General features: G+C 55.2%; 13 protein-coding genes. 9 read left to right on the forward strand and 4 right to left on the reverse strand.

Annotated features, from left to right (window positions below; all coding sequences use genetic code 11):
• The first annotated feature begins 6 nt into the window (after positions 1-6).
• The 8 genes from ACJJIB_RS02680 to ACJJIB_RS02715 all read left to right on the forward strand — a co-directional run bounded on the left by ACJJIB_RS02680 (position 7) and on the right by ACJJIB_RS02715 (position 13,324).
• Entirely contained in the window at positions 7-450 is a 444-nt protein-coding gene (locus ACJJIB_RS02680) for a pilus assembly protein PilP (RefSeq protein WP_252085943.1), read from the forward strand.
• Positions 450-2,639: a type IV pilus secretin PilQ gene (locus ACJJIB_RS02685; RefSeq protein ID WP_252084191.1), complete on the forward strand. Its 2,190-nt coding sequence runs from the start codon at positions 450-452 to the stop codon at positions 2,637-2,639. Before ACJJIB_RS02680 ends, ACJJIB_RS02685 begins: the two co-directional genes overlap by 1 nt.
• Positions 2,639-3,160: a shikimate kinase AroK gene (aroK, locus tag ACJJIB_RS02690; RefSeq protein WP_252085944.1), complete on the forward strand. Its 522-nt coding sequence runs from the start codon at positions 2,639-2,641 to the stop codon at positions 3,158-3,160. Before ACJJIB_RS02685 ends, aroK begins: the two co-directional genes overlap by 1 nt.
• 79 nt (positions 3,161-3,239) lie before the next feature.
• Entirely contained in the window at positions 3,240-4,325 is a 1,086-nt protein-coding gene (gene aroB, locus ACJJIB_RS02695; RefSeq protein ID WP_252084192.1) for a 3-dehydroquinate synthase, read from the forward strand.
• A gap of 344 nt (positions 4,326-4,669) precedes the next feature.
• Positions 4,670-9,118 (forward strand): glutamate synthase large subunit, encoded by a 4,449-nt coding sequence (gltB, locus tag ACJJIB_RS02700; protein ID WP_444883452.1) that lies wholly within the window; start codon positions 4,670-4,672, stop codon positions 9,116-9,118.
• A gap of 20 nt (positions 9,119-9,138) precedes the next feature.
• A complete protein-coding gene (locus ACJJIB_RS02705) occupies positions 9,139-10,557 on the forward strand; it encodes a glutamate synthase small subunit GltD family protein (RefSeq protein WP_444883453.1) in 1,419 nt (472 codons plus the stop codon).
• 159 nt (positions 10,558-10,716) lie between these two features.
• Positions 10,717-11,796: a uroporphyrinogen decarboxylase gene (hemE, locus tag ACJJIB_RS02710; RefSeq protein ID WP_444887790.1), complete on the forward strand. Its 1,080-nt coding sequence runs from the start codon at positions 10,717-10,719 to the stop codon at positions 11,794-11,796.
• 172 nt (positions 11,797-11,968) lie between these two features.
• The gene (locus tag ACJJIB_RS02715) at positions 11,969-13,324 is read left to right on the forward strand and encodes a cyclic di-GMP phosphodiesterase (RefSeq protein WP_444887791.1); all 1,356 of its coding nucleotides are present in this window, start codon (positions 11,969-11,971) and stop codon (positions 13,322-13,324) included.
• A gap of 54 nt (positions 13,325-13,378) precedes the next feature.
• Here ACJJIB_RS02715 and asd read toward each other — a convergent pair whose 3' ends face one another.
• The 3 genes from asd to rsgA are packed head-to-tail and all read right to left on the reverse strand — an operon-like array spanning position 13,379 to position 16,100.
• A complete protein-coding gene (gene asd / locus ACJJIB_RS02720) occupies positions 13,379-14,242 on the reverse strand; it encodes an archaetidylserine decarboxylase (protein ID WP_444887792.1) in 864 nt (287 codons plus the stop codon).
• A 26-nt stretch (positions 14,243-14,268) separates the two neighbouring features.
• Positions 14,269-15,063 (reverse strand): sulfurtransferase, encoded by a 795-nt coding sequence (locus ACJJIB_RS02725; protein WP_444883457.1) that lies wholly within the window; start codon positions 15,061-15,063, stop codon positions 14,269-14,271.
• A complete protein-coding gene (gene rsgA, locus ACJJIB_RS02730; RefSeq protein WP_444887793.1) occupies positions 15,060-16,100 on the reverse strand; it encodes a small ribosomal subunit biogenesis GTPase RsgA in 1,041 nt (346 codons plus the stop codon). Before rsgA ends, ACJJIB_RS02725 begins: the two co-directional genes overlap by 4 nt.
• An 86-nt stretch (positions 16,101-16,186) precedes the next feature.
• Here rsgA and orn point away from each other — a divergent pair, with 86 nt between their 5' ends.
• Positions 16,187-16,729 (forward strand): oligoribonuclease, encoded by a 543-nt coding sequence (orn, locus tag ACJJIB_RS02735; RefSeq protein ID WP_444883459.1) that lies wholly within the window; start codon positions 16,187-16,189, stop codon positions 16,727-16,729.
• 81 nt (positions 16,730-16,810) lie between these two features.
• On the opposite strand, the gene queG is transcribed toward orn, so the two are convergent.
• On the reverse strand, positions 16,811-17,914 hold the full coding sequence (gene queG, locus ACJJIB_RS02740) for a tRNA epoxyqueuosine(34) reductase QueG (RefSeq protein WP_252084201.1): 1,104 nt from the start codon (positions 17,912-17,914) through the stop codon (positions 16,811-16,813).
• Between the last annotated feature and the right edge of the window lie 34 nt (positions 17,915-17,948).

Raw genomic sequence — 17,948 nt, forward strand, 5'->3', positions numbered from 1 at the left:
CAAAGAATGGCCGAGGTTGAGCGGAGGCCTAAAGGTCAAATTGAGCCTATCCCAACGTTTACGCCATATAGCCCATATATTTATAGTGCCGCTGCTCAAAGGAGTCCATTTACTCGCCCTGTTTTGGAGTCTGATCAGCGATTAGTTGGTAGAAGACTTGAAATAGCACCTGATCTAAGTAGGCGTAGAGAGTTGCTTGAAAGTATTAACTTTGATGCTTTGGCAATGGTGGGCACAATTTCCCGTGATGGCCAGTTATGGGCCCTGATTGATGATGGCAATGGTGGAATTCACAGAGTAACTGTGGGGAACTACTTGGGGAAAAATCACGGGCGAGTTGTGAGCGCTACACCCACGCAACTCGATGTGTTGGAAATTATACCGGATGGTACCGGGGGCTGGATTGAGAGGCCACGTGCACTCGCGCTGGAAGAGAAGGACAACGGATAATGATTAATAAGCAGTTTGCTAAGTGTTTGGCACCGTTTCAGATTTTACTGCTCGCTGTATTGATGGTTCCTGCGGCGTTACAAGCGCAGGTGAATCAACTGAACGATATACAGTTTTCAGAGCTTCCCGGTGGCCGGGTTCAGCTGCGTTTAACTTTCACTGAGGAGCCTCCAGAGCCCACTGGATACACAATTGAGCAACCGGCTCGGATTGTGATGGATTTTGCCGGTGTTGAAAGTGTGCTACCACAAAAGAAATATTCACTGGGAATAGGTGCCGCTCGCAGCGCTGTGGTAGTTTCCAGTGAGGGGAGAACTCGCCTAATTGTTAATCTGGATCAACTGCCGGTATACACCAGTGAACGCCATGGTAGCCAGCTCGTGATGGAGATTGGTGAATCTGTAGTTGCGACGGCTTCATCTCCACAATCCCCCACCCATGACAGCGGCCTTAATCTTGGTGGAAACAAGCAGTTCAATGCCTTGGGTGCTATTGCTGTTAACGGGGTTGACTTCCGGCGCGGTGAAGAGGGCGAAGGTAAAGTCATTGTTAGCCTTTCTGATCCGGCAGTAAATATTGATGTGGAACGCACCAAAGGCAAAATCTATTTGACTTTTCTGGGCGCAGAATTGCCCGAATCTCTTCGCCAGAAGCTTGACGTAACTGACTTTGCAACCCCTGTGAATGCCATTACGGTAGACTCTGATGGCCGCAATACCGTAATAGCTGTGGATCCGACAGATGCAGATTATGATTATCTCGCTTATCAAGCCGATAATCAGTACGTGTTGAGCGTAAAACCTCTGTCCGCAGCGGAAATTCGCGAGAAGGAGAAAGAGTTTCAATTCACAGGGAAAAAGCTTTCGTTAAACTTCCAAGATATTGAAGTTCGTTCCGTGCTCCAAATTATTGCTGACTTTACTGATCTCAATCTGGTGGCAAGTGACACCGTACAGGGGCGAATCACATTACGGCTTGATGGAGTGCCTTGGGATCAGGCCTTGAATTTGATTCTTAAGGCCAAGGGCTTGGATAAGCGCCAGGAAGGTAGCGTCATTATGGTAGCTCCAGCTGCTGAGATTGCAGAAAGAGAGCGCCAGGAATTGGAGAGCCGTAGGCAATTGCAGGAGCTGGCTCCACTAAGAACTGAATATATTAGTGTGCGCTATGCTGATGCCGGAGAGCTGTTTACATTATTTTCTGGTCAGCAGACGGATGATCAAGGAAAGGGCAATTTTGCTGGGGGTAAACAAGACGCTAATCAAGCAAGTATTTTGTCAGCCCGTGGTAGTGCAATTGTAGATGAGCGAACCAATACAATTATCCTTACAGATACAGAAGAAAAAATCGCACAGTTTCGGGAACTGATAGAAGTTATAGATGTGCCTATTCGTCAGGTGATGATTGAGGCCAGGATCGTCACTGCAAATAGTGAGTTCGAGCGCGAGCTCGGTGTCCAGTGGAACTATACAGGTACTCATGATATTAACGATGACTCTGTAGTCATTGGTTCTGGAGGGCAAAATAGCGCTAGTGTTGGTGGATCTGGATTTGGACCCAGTGTCTCTTCACCGGCCAGCACCCATGATCCTTTGCTGGTGGACTTAGGTGTTGGAACACCTGCTGGGCAACTAGCTTATGCGATATTAAAGGACAATTTTTATTTGGGTTTGGAGCTGTCTGCGATGGAAGATGTGGGCATGCTTGAGATTGTATCCCAGCCCAAAGTAGTAACTGGTGATAAACAAGAGGCGAATATCCAATCGGGAGTGGAAATACCTTACTTGGAGGCTACCTCTTCTGGTGCAGCTTCTGTGACATTTCGAGAAGCCGTTCTTGAGTTAAATGTAACACCTCAGATAACTCCAGATAACAACATAATAATGACGCTTAATATCGAGCAGAATAGTGTTGGGGATTTGTTTAGTGTTAGTGCTAATACGGCTGTTCCTACAATTAATGTGAACACCCTAGCGACAAAAGTACTAGTCAGTAATGGCGAAACAATTGTTTTAGGCGGTGTGTTTGAGAGCAATGTTCTTGAGGGGGAGACTAAGGTACCCTTACTTGGAGACATTCCGTACATAGGTAACTTGTTTAAGAAAACTGTACGCACAGATGATAAACGTGAGATATTGATGTTTATCACCCCGCGTATTATCGAAAGTGAGACTTTTTTATCTAAGTGATTAACCGCTCCATCTTTTTAGTCGGCCCCATGGGGGCCGGCAAATCCACGATTGGCAGGTTGTTAGCGGCACAATTGCAGCTGCCTTTTGCTGATACCGATAAAGTCCTGGAAGAGCGCACAGGGGCAGATATCCCCTGGATATTTGATGTAGAAGGCGAAGCCGGCTTTCGTCGACGCGAGAGTGAAGTGCTCGAAGAACTTTGTCTGGGTCCCCACCAAGTTATCGGCACCGGTGGTGGCATCGTTCTACTGGAGGAAAACCGGCGGTTGCTGCAAAAGTTTGGTCATGTGATTTATTTACAGGCCGGGGTAGAGCAGTTGCTGGAACGCACTTCCAAGAACAGTAACCGCCCTCTTTTACGAGTGCCCAATCCACGCGCGCGTATTGAAGAAATTTTACAAGAACGCGCCCCTCTTTATCGCGAAGTTGCGGATGTTATCTGCGACACTGATGACCTGACCCCCAAGCAAGCATCAGCCCTGGTAGCTGAGCGCCTTATGGAAAGCCTCTCCCAATAACCCCTTTTTCACTCTGTGCTAAAGTGCGTCTCATTAACTCAATGCGCTACATATTGGCGCTAGTGGGAAGGAGAGCATTGTGCACTGTTTTAATGTGGAACTGGGGGAGCGCAGTTACCCCATTGTCATTGGGTCCAAGTTATTAGCCGACTCACAATATTTACTGCCCTATTTACGTGGGCGCCAGATCTGTGTGGTTACAAATGAGACAGTGGCTCCCCTGTATTTGTCCCGCTTACTGGATGGGCTCTCTGATTTCGATAAGGTTGATGTTGTCGAACTACCCGACGGGGAAGCCTTCAAGACTCTGGATACCGTCAATCGAATTTTTGACGCTCTATTGGAACAGCGTCACAACCGCACGACTACGCTAATTGCCCTAGGGGGTGGTGTTGTGGGAGATATGTGTGGATTTGCCGCTGCCTGTTATCAGCGCGGCGTCGATTTTATTCAGGTGCCCACTACACTCCTTGCCCAGGTGGACTCCTCTGTGGGAGGTAAGACTGGCGTCAATCACCCGCTAGGTAAAAACATGATTGGGGCTTTTTACCAGCCCCGGCTAGTACTTGCCGATATGGATACATTGACGACCCTGCCAGATCGTGAATTCTCAGCAGGCATAGCTGAAGTAATCAAGTATGGCCTGATCTGTGATGCACCATTTTTCCACTGGATAGAGACCAATATCGATGCACTCTTATCGCGAGATCCCAAGGCTTTGGCTTATGCCGTGGATCGTTGCTGTCGTGATAAGGCAGAGGTTGTGGCTAGTGATGAGCGTGAGGCAGGCCGCCGTGCCATATTAAACTTTGGTCATACCTTTGGACATGCAATTGAGACTGTGCAGGGCTACGGGCGTTGGTTGCATGGTGAGGCGGTGGCCGCAGGAATGGTGATGGCCCTGGAGCTCTCGCATTTACTGGGAGACGTGGACGGTGAATTGGTACAGCGTGTTCGTCAGTTGCTGCAAAAAGCCCAGTTGCCGCAGCAGTCTCCCGCGGATATGAGTGTCGATGATTTTCTGCAAGCTATGCAGTTAGATAAGAAAGTGCTGGATGGCAAGTTGCGTTTAGTATTGCTGAGATCTTTGGGGGACGCAAAAGTTGTCGATGATACGCCTCAGGAAAAAGTTATAGATGCGCTAAGGAACTGTGGTGCCAGGTGACAGGGGATTCGCGAACTGCGCTTATTAGAGAGTACGGTCACATAAAACCAAGTTGACAGGAAATAAATCTGTCTTATTTTTGTTTGGCAGTTAAAAAAACTGTGAATTATTGAAAATGTAGTGGTGAGCAAGTAATATTGCGCGCCCCCCGGAAATAATGGCGGGGCAAAATAACCGCCAATAAGAACAATAAAGAAAGCCCCATTAGAGGGCTTTTTTTATCTCGGGATCTTTTACTTAGGGACCGCAGGAGAGCGTAGCGCGAGCGTTAAGCCATTTTTGCCCATATCAGGCCGCTATCGGCAGTGCCTGTGGTCCCCCAATCGATAGTGACGAGGAATTCTATGGGTAGCAGTCTGTATCAGTTGGATGAGTTTAAGGACAACTGTGGTTTTGGTCTGATCGCTCATTTACAGGGTGTGGCGAGCCATAAGTTAGTACAGACGGCCATTGAGTCCCTCACCTGTATGACTCACCGCGGCGGTATTGCCGCCGATGGTAAAACTGGCGATGGCTGTGGCTTACTGCTGCAGAAGCCCGATAAATTCCTGCGTGAGAAAGCGCTAAAGTTGTTCGGTCTGGAGCTCACTGAGACCTATGCCGTAGGTTCGGTGATGTTGCCTCTGGATGACGGTGAGGCGCAGAGCGCTCGCCAAATCTTTGAGTCTGAGCTGCAGGCGCAAGGAATGCGGATTGTTGGTTGGCGCACAGTGCCCACTAACCCCGAGTGTCTTGGCCCCATCGCCAGGGACTGCCAACCTCGCTTCGAACAACTGCTGATTAATGATGCCCAAGAGCCACTGGGTGAAGCCCGTTTTAATGCTCGGCTGTATGTGGCCCGGCGTAAGGCCGAGTTGCAGCTGAGTGGTGATGTTTATATCGCCAGCCTATCTACTAGTGTGCTCTCCTACAAAGGACTGATGATCCCGGCGGATCTGCCAAAATTCTTCCCTGAGTTGGCGGATCCGCGCCTGGAAACCGCTATCTGTGTTTTCCACCAGCGCTTCTCTACCAATACCATGCCGCGCTGGCCTCTGGCCCAGCCTTTCCGCCTGCTGGCGCACAATGGTGAAATTAATACCATTACCGGCAACCGCAATTGGTCGGTGGCGCGCACCAACAAATTTGTTACCGAGCTGATTCCCGAGCTGAATGCGCTGGTACCGCTGGTGAACCGCGAGGGCTCCGACTCCTCCAGTTTGGATAATATGCTGGAGATGCTGTTGGCGGGTGGTATGGAGCTACACCGTGCGGTGCGTATGCTGGTGCCGCCGGCCTGGCAAAATGTTGAGGGCATGGATGCAGACCTGCGCGCTTTCTATGAATATATCTCCATGCATATGGAGCCCTGGGATGGCCCCGCCGGCTTGGTGATGACCGATGGCCGTCACGCGGTATGTACTCTCGACCGCAACGGCCTGCGCCCGTCCCGCTGGGTGATTACCAAAGACGATATTATTACCGTGGCTTCGGAAGTCGGTGTTTATAACTATGCACCGGAAGATGTAGTAGCTAAAGGGCGTCTCGGGCCCGGGCAGATGCTTTCTGTGGATACCCAGGAAGGCAAGCTGTACCACACTGCCGATATCGACAATATGCTCAAGCGCGCCCAGCCTTATAAACGCTGGCTGAAAGAGAAGGCGCGCCGTATTCGCTCCACCTTAGTGACTGCGCCGGTTGACAATAATTTTTCCCACCAACAGTTTAAGGTCTACCAGAAACTGTTCAGTTCCTCTCTGGAGGAGCGCGATAAGGTAGTGCGTCCGATGGCGGAAGCCGGCCAGGAAGCGGTGGGTTCCATGGGCGACGATACGCCGATGGCGGTGCTGTCCCGCTACAACCGCTCGCTCTACGATTACTTCCGCCAGCAGTTTGCCCAAGTGACCAATCCGCCTATAGACCCGTTGCGGGAAACGGTGGTGATGTCCCTGGAAACCTGTTTGGGCCGTGAGAAATCCGTGTTTGAGGAGACGCCAGAGCACGCCGACCGCGTGATTCTGTCCTCGCCGGTGCTCTCCCATATGAAATACACCGCGTTACTGTCGCTGGATCGCCCAGGCTTCGACGCGGAGATTTTCGACCTGAACTACGATCCGGCAAATCTGGATCTTCATAGTGCAATTGAACGTCTGTGTGCCAAGGTAGAGGCTTCTGTTCGTGCAGGCACCGTGATTGTGGTGCTGTCCGACCGCGATATTCGCCAGGGCCATCTGCCCATAGATGCGCTGCTCGCCACCGGGGCCGTGCACCATCATTTGGTGCATGCGGGCCTGCGCTGTGATTCCAATGTGGTGGTGGATACCGCCAGTGCACGGGATGCGCACCAGCTCGCCTGCCTGGTAGGTGTGGGAGCGACGGCAGTACATCCCTATTTCTCCTACAGCATTATCAATCACCTGATCGATAGAGGTGAGCTGCTGTTGGATGCGGCAGAAGCGCAGAAGAATTACCGCAACGGTATTATCAAGGGCCTGTTGAAGATCCTGTCAAAAATGGGTATCTCCACGGTGGCCTCTTACCGAGGTGCGCTGTTGTTTGAGTTGGTCGGTCTTTCCAAAGAGGTGGTGGACCTGTGTTTCCCCGGTGCACCCACTCGTATCGAAGGCGCCGGCTTTGCCGAGTTGCAGGCAGATATGGCCGCGCGAGCGGATATCGCCTGGAAAGCGCGTAAGCCGGTGTCCCCCGGCGGCCTGCACAAATATGTGCATGGCACCGAATACCATACCTTTAACCCGGATGTGGTGACGGCCCTGCGCCGAGCGGCCAGTACTGGGGATTACTCCGCCTGGCGTGATTACTCGGAACTGGTCAACCAGCGCCCAGTGGCAACCTTGCGGGATATGCTGGCCTTCAAGGAAAACCTCGAGCCTGTGCCATTGGAGGAAGTGGAGCCGGTCGAGCAGATTGTGCGTCGCTTTGACTCCGCAGCTATGTCCCTGGGAGCTCTGTCTCCCGAGGCGCACGAATCCCTGGCTCAGGCCATGAACCGCCTGGGTGGACGCTCCAACAGCGGAGAGGGCGGTGAAGATCCGGCCCGTTTTGGCACCGACAAAGTCTCCAAAATCAAACAGATCGCCTCCGGCCGTTTCGGCGTGACGCCGCACTATCTGGTCAATGCCGAAGTGCTGCAGATCAAGGTGGCTCAGGGCGCCAAGCCCGGTGAGGGTGGTCAGTTGCCCGGCGGCAAGGTGAATGACCTGATTGCTCGGCTGCGCTACTCGGTGCCCGGTGTCACCCTGATTTCACCGCCACCGCACCACGATATCTACTCCATCGAGGATCTGGCCCAGCTGATCTACGACCTCAAACAGGTCAACCCGGATGCACTGGTGTCCGTGAAGCTGGTGTCCCGTCCAGGAGTTGGCACTATCGCCGCCGGTGTGGCCAAGGCCTATGCGGATTTGATTACGATTTCCGGTTACGACGGTGGTACTGCGGCGAGCCCTATTACCTCTATTCGCTATGCTGGCTCACCTTGGGAGTTGGGCCTGGCGGAAACACATCAGACCCTGCGAGCCAATGACTTGCGCGGCAAAGTTCGTGTGCAGACCGATGGGGGCCTTAAAACTGGCTTGGATGTAGTCAAGGCGGCGATTCTCGGTGCGGAGAGCTTCGGCTTTGGTACTGCGCCAATGGTGGCGATTGGCTGTAAATACCTGCGTATCTGTCACCTGAATAACTGTGCCACGGGTATCGCGACCCAGCGCAAGAACTTGCGCGATGCGCACTATATCGGCACCGCAGAAATGGCGATGAACTTCTTCCGCTTTGTTGCCGAGGAAACCCGCGAATGGATGGCGAGCATTGGTGTGCGCACCATGGAAGAGCTGGTCGGCCGTGTAGACCTACTTCGTATCCTCGAGGGAGAAACCGACAAGCAGAAGAAACTGGATCTGTCGCCGCTGTTGCATACCGATGCACTACTCGATAGCAAACCGCAAACCTGCCAGCAGGCCACAAATGAGCCCTGGGATAAGGGCGAGTTGGCCGAGCGCATGGTGGAAGAAATTCTACCCGCCATTGAGAACCTGACTGGTGGTGAATTCAGCTTCGAGGTGACCAACTGCGATCGCTCTCTGGGGGCGCGTCTTTCTGGCGAGATCGCCAAGCGCCACGGCAACCAGGGCATGGTGGAGGCGCCAATAAAACTCAACCTCAATGGAGTTGCCGGGCAGTCTTTCGGTGTGTGGAACGCCGGAGGGCTGGAGATGTATCTCGAAGGGGATGCCAACGATTATGTCGGTAAGGGCATGGCCGGCGGTAAGCTGGTTATTCGACCGCCTGAGGGTAGTGAGTTTGCTTCCCAAGACACCAGCATCGTCGGTAATACCTGCCTGTACGGTGCTACTGGAGGTAAGTTATTTGCCGCTGGCCGTGCCGGTGAGCGCTTTGCTGTGCGCAATTCCGGCGCCTTCGCCGTAGTGGAAGGGGCCGGCGATCATTGCTGTGAATACATGACCGGTGGAATGGTCGCGGTGCTAGGGCGCACCGGCTACAACTTTGGTGCCGGTATGACCGGCGGTTTTGCCTATGTGCTGGATCTGGAGCGCGATTTCTTCGACCGCTGCAATCATGAGTTGATCGAGCTGCGCCGTATCAGTAGTGAAATTCTCGAGCCGCACCAGAGTCACCTGCGCGAGGTGATCGAAACCTATGTCGCGGAGACCGGCAGCGCCTGGGGTGAAGAGCTGCTGGATAACTTCGACGATTACCTGAGCCGATTCTGGCTGGTGAAACCCAAGGCAGCCAGCCTTGCGGATCTTCTTTCTGATGTGCGCAAGCGCGGCGAATAAGGCTGGGGTGGAGAGACAGTATGAAAGACAGACTGAACAACGATTTCCAGTTTATCGACGTGGCCCGTATAGATCCGCCGAAGAAAGATATCATCGCGCGCACCAGTGAATTTGTGGAGATTTACCAGCCATCCAGTGAAAACCAGGTAGCGAGCCAGGCACACCGCTGCCTGGATTGCGGCAACCCCTACTGTGAGTGGAAGTGCCCGGTGCACAACTATATTCCCAACTGGTTGAAATTGATCAGCGAGGGGAATGTGATCGAGGCGGCGGAACTCTGCCACGAGACCAACACCCTGCCGGAAGTTTGCGGGCGCGTTTGTCCCCAGGACCGCCTGTGCGAAGGCGCCTGCACCCTCAACGACGGTTTCGGCGCTGTGACCATCGGCAATGCTGAAAAGTACATCACTGATACCGCCTTTGCCCTGGGTTGGCGTCCGGATCTCAGCCATGTGGAAAAGACAGGTAAAAAAGTCGCGATTGTGGGCGCGGGCCCAGCCGGACTGGGCTGCGCCGATATCCTGATACGCAACGGCGTACAGCCGGTGGTCTTCGACAAGCATCCGGAGATCGGCGGCCTGATCACTTTCGGTATTCCGGAATTCAAGTTGGAAAAATCGGTGATGGAAAAGCGCCGCGAGGTGTTTGTTGAGATGGGGGTGGAGTTCTGCCTCAACACCGAGGTGGGCAAGGACATCAGTTTCAAGCAGTTGCTCAATGACTATGATGCCGTATTCCTGGGGATGGGCACTTACAACTACATGAAGGGCGGCTTCCCTGGTGAGGACCTGCCCGGCGTGCACGACGCTTTGCCGTTCTTAGTGGCCAACGTCAATCGCAATATGGGTTGGGAGAAGGACCCTGCGGAATTTGTCTCGGTGGAGGGCAAGCGCGTAGTGGTGCTTGGTGGCGGTGATACCGCCATGGACTGTAACCGCAGCTCTATTCGACTGGGGGCCAAGAGCGTGACCTGTGCCTATCGTCGCGATGAGGAAAATATGCCAGGCTCCCGCCGCGAAGTGGTCAATGCCAGAGAAGAAGGGGTGCAGTTCCTGTTTAACCGCCAGCCAGTAGAAATTGTCGGCGACGGCAGGGTCTCTGGAGTGAAAGTAGTCACTACCGAGTTGGGTGAGCCCGATGAAAACGGGCGTCGCCGTCCGCAGGTAGTGCCCGGTTCCGAAGAAGTCATCCCGGCAGATATCGTGCTGGTCGCCTTCGGTTTCCGCCCAAGCCCGGCGGAATGGTTTGCCGAGCACAGCATTGAAGTAGCGGACTGGGGTGGTGTCGTTGCCCCGGAAGAACAGAAATACAAGTTTCAGACCTCCAACGAGAAGGTCTTTGCCGGTGGCGATATGGTACGCGGTTCCGACCTGGTGGTAACAGCTATTTGGGAAGGGCGCCAGGCCGGTGAGGGTATTCTCGATTATCTGGATATCTGATTTTCCCGGTTGCGGATGGGAGGCTTTAAGCCTCCCATTTTTATATCTTTGTAGAGCGGCACCAGCCCTCAACCTGCCTGGATGATATTGTTGCCAAGCTGTATCTAGTGGCCCCGCCCCCTGTACAATGGCCGTTTTTTTAGCCCGCTCGGTGTACCTATGTCTGATACCAAACCGTCCGAATTGAAAAACGACCGCTTTCTCCGCGCCTTGTTGCGCCAGCCCGTGGATCGAACACCAGTGTGGATGATGCGCCAGGCGGGTCGCTACCTACCCGAGTACCGCGCCAGCCGCGCCGAGGCTGGTAGTTTTATGGATCTATGCCGTAATACCGAATTGGCGTGCGAGGTCACTCTGCAGCCGTTGGAACGCTACCCACTCGATGCGGCGATTTTATTCTCCGATATCCTCACCATCCCAGATGCTATGGGCCTTGGGCTCTATTTTGCCGAGGGCGAGGGGCCCAAATTCCATAAGCCGCTGCGCACTGCCGCTGATATCGAGGCATTGGAAGTGGTGAACAGCGAACGGGATCTGGACTATGTGATGAATGCTGTGTCCACCATTCGCCGCGAGCTAAATGGTCGCGTGCCGCTGATCGGCTTCTCTGGCAGCCCCTGGACCCTGGCCACCTATATGATTGAGGGTGGCTCCAGCAAGGACTTTGCTCGCAGCAAAGAAATGCTCTACAACCGCCCCGAGCTGATGCACCAGCTACTGACCGTACTCGCCGATTCGGTGACCGACTACCTGAATGCACAGATTCGCGCCGGTGCCCAGGCGGTACAAATTTTTGATACCTGGGGCGGCGCCTTGAGTCACAGCGCCTACCGCGAGTTCTCCCTGCAATATATGCAGCGTATTCTCAGCGGTCTGATTAAAGAAGCCGATGGTCGCCGGGTGCCCGCTATTCTGTTCACCAAAGGGGGTGGTCAGTGGTTGGAGGCGATGGCGGATACCGGTGCTGATGCTCTCGGGCTCGATTGGACCACTGATATCGGCAGTGCCCGTGCCCGTGTTGGGGATCGCGTTGCCCTGCAGGGTAATCTGGATCCTTCCGTACTCTACGCCAATCCTGAACGCATCCGCCAAGAAGTGGAAGCTGTGCTGCAGTCCTACGGCCAGGGTAGTGGCCATGTTTTCAACCTTGGCCACGGTATTACTCCGAAAGTAGATCCGGCCCATGCCGGCGCCATGATCGAGGCAGTGGTAGAGCTTTCCGCAAAATATCACGTCTAACTGTGGCAACTAGTGTCTGAGTCTGTGAATGCAGTCTCACTTTGTATAGGTGCTCGCCAATATCTGTCCGTGATATAAATGTGCGCTTGCCCGAGGGGGCCCGGATTTAGAAACGGGGCCCTTGCTGAGGGCGGTCTCCAAGCATTTACTACAGTGGTCGGTACCTCCCCAAGTGGCACTCGAACAGGCAAAAATTTCCGTCGGTGATCTCCAGCGCGGCATGTTTGTGTCCAGGCTAGACAAACCCTGGACACAGACTCCATTTGCCCTGCAGGGCTTTTATATCCGCGATTTGGAGGAGATTCGCCAACTACAGAAGTACTGCCGTTTTGTTTATGTCGATGTGCACAAGACCGTAGGCAGTGCCGGTGTTACCTTGCGCCGTTTGATCGGCGCTAGTGGTGCAAGTGCTAAAGGGCATGGCCGAGCCGTCGTGCGCGTCACCATTCCCTGCCGCCCAGTTGCGGTCTCTCACAAGACTTACCCCCCCCCTCAGCCCGCCCAGCGCGAGGCAGGTAATGCGCGCAAGTTGCACGGCCAGATATTGCGCGGCATGGGTGAAGTTATGGGGTTGGTAGCGAGCAATCGACCACTGCCGGTGCCACAGATGAACCGGGTGGTAGAGGATCTGGTTGAGAGTGTGCTGCGCAGCCCGGATGCTTTCGCCTGGTTGGCGCGAGTGCGAGACAGGGATGAACATACTTACAGTCACTCGGTACGCGCCAGTATTTGGGCGGTGCTGTTTGGCCGGCATATCGGCTTGGCGCGACATGAGTTGTTGCAGCTGGGGGTGGCCACCCTGTTAAAGGATGTGGGCAAGTTATCGATTCCCGCAGAAGTGCTGCAGATGCCCAAGCGCGACCCGCGCAGCGAGCTGGAGTATCGTAAATTTGTGCAACACAGCGTGCAGATGCTATCGGCAGATGCCCAGGTCGACCCCCAGGTGATTGATATTGTGCGCGGTCATCGCGAGCGCCACGACGGTGGTGGTTATCCAGGTGGCTTGCGCGGTGACAAGATTCCCGTATTGGCGCGCATGTGCGGCATCGTTACTTTTTATGATGAAGCGACGAACCCCCGCGGCGCCAGCCAGCCCATAGCGCCTTCAAAGGCCGTGGCCGAACTCTATGACCTGCGTGGCATCGCCTACCAGGAACAGCTGGTCGTCGAATTTATTCAGGCGATAGGACTCTACCCCACCGGTACCCAGGTAGAGCTCTCCAGTGGTGAAGTGGGTGTAGTGGTGGAGCAGACCTACGACCGGCGTTTGCGGCCCAAGGTGATGATTGTGCTGGATGCGCACAAGCGCCAGCTGAGTAAACCGCGCCTGTTTGACCTGGCGGCTGCCGAGGATCGTGCAGAAAAGCTGATTGAGCGTGGCAAGATGCGCCCGGAGGAAAAGATCAGCATAGTGCGGGATATAGAGCCAGGGGCTTATCCGGAGGTGAATACCTCGGCGGTGCGAGACGATTACCTTTTCAATAGTGGTGGGCAGCTGTCCCGCTTTTTCTCGCGCCTGGCGAGATAGTTTATTCCCGGGGGAAGCCTTGAGAGCGGCGTAACTTACCGCTCTCCCGAAGAATCAGCCGGCGTCAGCTATCATGCTGCCGAAATACTCACCCATACGCACAGGGGTTTCCGCCTCAAGGCTGTCCAGCCAGCGCACTTGATCCGCCCCAAACAACATGATGACTGTGGAGCCCAATTTAAAGCGCCCCATCTCCTCGCCTTTTCGCAGGTGAATCGGTGCATTCTCAAGATAGTTGGTGGTGCGCACATCGCGAGTATGGGGCGCCACCTGGCCCGCCCAAACAGTCTCGATTCCGGCAACGACCATGGCACCAACCAAAATCATGGCCATGGGTCCGGCTTCAGTATCGAATACACACACCAGGCGCTCGTTGCGGGCGAACAGGCGCGGTACGTTTTCGGCGGTTACGGTGTTGACCGAGAATAGCTGGCCCGGCACATAAGTCATGCTGCGCAGTGTGCCGTCGATAGGCATATGTACCCGGTGGTAATCCTTGGGTGACAGGTACACGGTGGCGAAGTGGCCATCGTCAAACTGGGCCGCCAATTCCGGATCACCACCCACCAATTCCAGCAAGCTGTAGTCGTGCCCCTTGGCCTGGAACACACGGCCATTGTGGATAGCACCGAGCTGACTGATGGCACCATCTGCGGGACAGGCCAGGCTACCCTCGCTACTGACAATCGGGCGTGCGCCCTCTTTGAGTTCACGGGTAAAAAAGTCGTTGAAAGTACGATAGGCGGTGCAATCGGTCTCTTTGGCCTCCTGCATATCGACACCGTACTTTTCGACAAACCAGCGGGTGAAAGGGTCTTTGATCGACTTGATCTCGGTGTTCGCCAGCCAGCCCGCAGCGCGGGAAAGAGCGTGTTGCGGAGTCAGGTATTGCAGGGTGGTAAAGAGTTTTGGATTCATACGGGTACAACGTTTTCCGGTAATACTTACTGTTCGACGGGCGTATTGGGCAGGTTGCCCCACTCACTCCAGGAGCCTGGGTAGGCGCGAATATCAAAACCCAGGGACTTACCCACCAACCAGGTAAAACCAGAGCGGTGATGACTTTGGCAGTGGGTGACGATTTTATGTTTTTCATTGATGCCGAGCTTGGCGAGTAGCTCGCGCGCATCGGTGCGGATACGCAGGTCGCGCTGAGGGTCCATCAGCTGGGTCCACTCGCAGTTGATTGCGCCGGGAATATGACCGCCCTTGGTAGCCAAGACCCTTTCTCCACTGTACTCCTGGGGGGAACGGGCATCCCAAACGAGGAAGTCGGGGTTGCCAAGATGCTCCTGGATTTCTCGGGCACTCATGGCAGCATCGGTATCGATCGAGACTTCGATATCGCTTGGGGTAACCTGTGGTTCTTCAGTGGTCAGTGGTAACCCGGCACCGCGCCAAGCGTGCATACCACCGTTTAAGTAGCTGTAATTGCGGTGGCCAATACTCTCCAGGGTCCACAGGAGGCGTCCGGCCCAGCCGCCGCCTTCATCATCACAGGCCACTACATGGGTTTCCGGGCGCAGGCCAATAGCGCGAAAAACTCGGGTCAGCTGCTCGGAGCTGGGGAGTTTACCCGGCGCAGGGGCAGTACCCGCCATCAGTGCCTGAAATGGTAGGTGCAGGGCGCCGGGGATGTGTCCGTTCAAGTAATTTTGCAGGGAGCTGAGGTCGACAACCAATAGCTCTTCATGCTCCAGCTCGGCGGCGAGCTCTTCCGCCTCAATAATCAGGTTCAAAATTTATTCTCCGATTCCAGGCTGTTGCGCAGGTGTAAAAAACTGTTCATACGGCGCTCACTGATGTCGCCGTTGGCCAGTGCCTCGTGAATGGCACAGCCGGGTTCGCCCTGATGGTTGCAGTCGCGAAAGCGGCAGTGGCCGATAAAGGGGCGGAATTCCACAAACCCCTCCAGTAGCGCGGCCTCCTCCATATGCCAGAGGCCAAACTCGCGGATGCCGGGAGAGTCTATCAGATCGCCTCCGCTGGGCAGGTGAAACAGTTCCGCTGCGGTGGTGGTGTGGGTGCCCTTCAGGGTTGCCTCGGACAGGGCGCCGGTACGGGCGCCGGCACTCGGTAGCAGGGCGTTGACCAGTGAAGATTTACCCACGCCGGACTGCCCGACAAAGACGCTGCTGCCCTTGGCCAGGGTCTCGAGTAGTTGTGGCAGGCCCTCGCCGGTTTTAGTGGAAAGGCGCAGTACTGGGTAGCCGAGGTCGGGGTAGGGGGCCAGTAGGGTATCCAGTGCCTGGCGGTTGCCATCGTCGATCAGGTCGATCTTGTTCAGCAGCAGGATTGGCGCTATACCGGTGGTCTCTGCGGCGACCAGGTAGCGGTCGATGGCATTAGCGAAGGGCTCCGGGTAGGGGGCTATAACAATCACAATGCGGTCGATATTGGCTGCTACGGTTTTCAGGTCGCCGTAGCGATCAGGGCGCTGCAGCTCTGAGTTGCGCGGCAACCGCGCACCCACAACCCCATAGCCGCCATCGCTATCACTAGTGGCGGGACGCCAAGCGACGCGATCGCCGGTTACCAGGGTATCGATATTGGCACGCATGTGGCAGCGTTGGCGCAGGGAAGCATCGCTCTCACTTTCCACCAAAATTTGGGTGCCATAGTTGGCGATGACAAGACCGGTCTGTTCCTGGCCCAGTTGACCGTCGTCCAGAGCTTGTTCTGCGGACTCTTCGCGCTTGCGCGCGCGGGCCTCACGCTCCTGCTGGATCTTGGCGACGCGCCACTGTTGGCGGCGGTTTAATTTGCGTTTACTCATGCACTGGCACCTGGAGATTAGCGGCGGATTATAGCCATTGCCGGGTAGTTGCGGTAACTTGCGCGGAAAGTTTGAGGAGACCCGCTGTGGATCAGAACAACCTGATCTGGATAGATCTGGAGATGACCGGCCTCGATCCGGAAAAAGAGCGCATTATCGAAATCGCCACCATTGTGACCGATTCGCGGCTGAATGTGCTCGCCGAAGGCCCGGCGATGGTGATTCACCAGAGCAAAGCCCTGCTGGATGCCATGGATGACTGGAATACCGAGCAACACGGCGGTTCTGGTTTGGTGGCAAAAGTAAAGGAATCGAATATATCCGAGCGGGAAGCGGAGCGAGAGACCCTGGAGTTCTTACGCCACTGGGTGCCGGAGGGTGCCTCGCCCATGTGCGGTAACTCTATCGGCCAGGACCGTCGCTTCTTGGTCAAATATATGCCGCAGCTGGAATCCTACTTCCACTACCGCAATCTGGATGTGAGTTCGGTGAAAGAGCTGGCCAGGCGCTGGCGTCCGGATGTGTTGGATGGGGTGAAAAAACACAGTAGCCACTTGGCTCTAGACGACATTCGCGATTCCATCGAAGAGTTGCGCCACTACCGCGAGACCTTCTTTCGCCTCAGTTAAGCTTCCGACTTAGCGGAGCTCTCGGCAGATTAGAGCCTCTTTTCTGCTGCCCCGACTCTTTTCTATGCCTCGATAAGGGGCTCAGGTTACGCGTTTGATCTTGCGTTTGCGTTTGCGTCCACTGCGTAGCCGCGCCAGGGCCCAATCGATATGCTCCAGCACCAGAGGCGTGGCCGTTTGCCGCGATTGTTCCAGGCTTTCGAATACCTCCTCGCTGGCCGCGCCATTGCCGAGCGCCACCGCTAGGTTGCGCTGCCAGCGCTCATAGCCGATACGGCGGATTGGCGAGCCCTCGGTCTTGCGCAAAAACTCCTCCTCGCTCCAGTTGAACAGCGCCAGCAGCTCGCCGTTGTCGAGGCCGTGGCGCGGGTGGAAGTCCTGCTCTGCGGTGGGTTTGGCGAACTTGTTCCAGGGGCAGATTGTCTGGCAATCGTCGCAGCCGAAAACCCGGTTGCCGATTGGCTCGCGGAATTCCTCCGGAATCGGCCCCTTGTTTTCGATGGTTAGGTAAGAGATACAGCGCCCGGCATCTAAGGTGCGCGGGCCGATAAAGGCATCGGTTGGGCAGACTTTAAGGCAGGCCACGCAATCGCCGCACTCGTCGGCAAAATCTCCCTCATCGACAGGCAAGGGCAGATTGGTATAGATCTCGCCGAGGAAGAAAAAAGAGCCAGCTTTGGAATTGATCAGCAGGCAGTTCTTGCCGACCCAGCCGAGGCCGGCCTTGCGCGCCAGAGCGCGTTCCATTACCGGTGCGCTGTCGGTAAAGGCGCGCCCCTTGGAATCGATACCCTGTTCGGCACAGAAGGCATCGATCTTCTTGGCCAGGCTGGCCAGGCGCTTGCGAATCAGCTTGTGGTAGTCGCGACCATTGGCGTAACGGGAGACATAGGCCTTACTGGAATCCTTGAGCACTTTGATCGGCTGGGTATCCGGTGGCAGGTAGTCCAGGCGCACACTGATGGCGCGCACGGTTCCCTCTTCCAGTAGTGCCGGGCGCCAGCGCTTTTCCCCGTGGGCGCCCATCCACTCCATATCCGCGTGGTAGCCCTTATCGATCCAAGCGCGCAGGCGCTCACCGTCCTCCTCCAGCTGGCAGTCGGTGATACCAACTTGCTGGAAGCCCAGCTCCCGTCCCCAGAGTTTGATCAGGTCGGCTAATTCGGCGAGCAGTGATTCGGTCATAGATAAAGCGGCTCGATATCCCATGCAAGCACAA

The sequence above is a fragment of the Microbulbifer mixtoriginis (SeqCode) genome (genome assembly GCF_052467705.1).

What these genes read in the sequence shown, in the direction of transcription:
- ACJJIB_RS02680 (WP_252085943.1), top strand. Translation starts at nt 7, where the DNA reads ATGGCCGAGGTTGAGCGGAGGCCTAAAGGTCAAATTGAGCCTATCCCA.
- ACJJIB_RS02685 (WP_252084191.1), top strand. Translation starts at nt 450, where the DNA reads ATGATTAATAAGCAGTTTGCTAAGTGTTTGGCACCGTTTCAGATTTTA.
- gltB (WP_444883452.1), top strand. Translation starts at nt 4,670, where the DNA reads ATGGGTAGCAGTCTGTATCAGTTGGATGAGTTTAAGGACAACTGTGGT.
- ACJJIB_RS02705 (WP_444883453.1), top strand. Translation starts at nt 9,139, where the DNA reads ATGAAAGACAGACTGAACAACGATTTCCAGTTTATCGACGTGGCCCGT.
- hemE (WP_444887790.1), top strand. Translation starts at nt 10,717, where the DNA reads ATGTCTGATACCAAACCGTCCGAATTGAAAAACGACCGCTTTCTCCGC.
- asd (WP_444887792.1), bottom strand. Translation starts at nt 14,242, where the DNA reads ATGAATCCAAAACTCTTTACCACCCTGCAATACCTGACTCCGCAACAC.
- rsgA (WP_444887793.1), bottom strand. Translation starts at nt 16,100, where the DNA reads ATGAGTAAACGCAAATTAAACCGCCGCCAACAGTGGCGCGTCGCCAAG.
- queG (WP_252084201.1), bottom strand. Translation starts at nt 17,914, where the DNA reads ATGACCGAATCACTGCTCGCCGAATTAGCCGACCTGATCAAACTCTGG.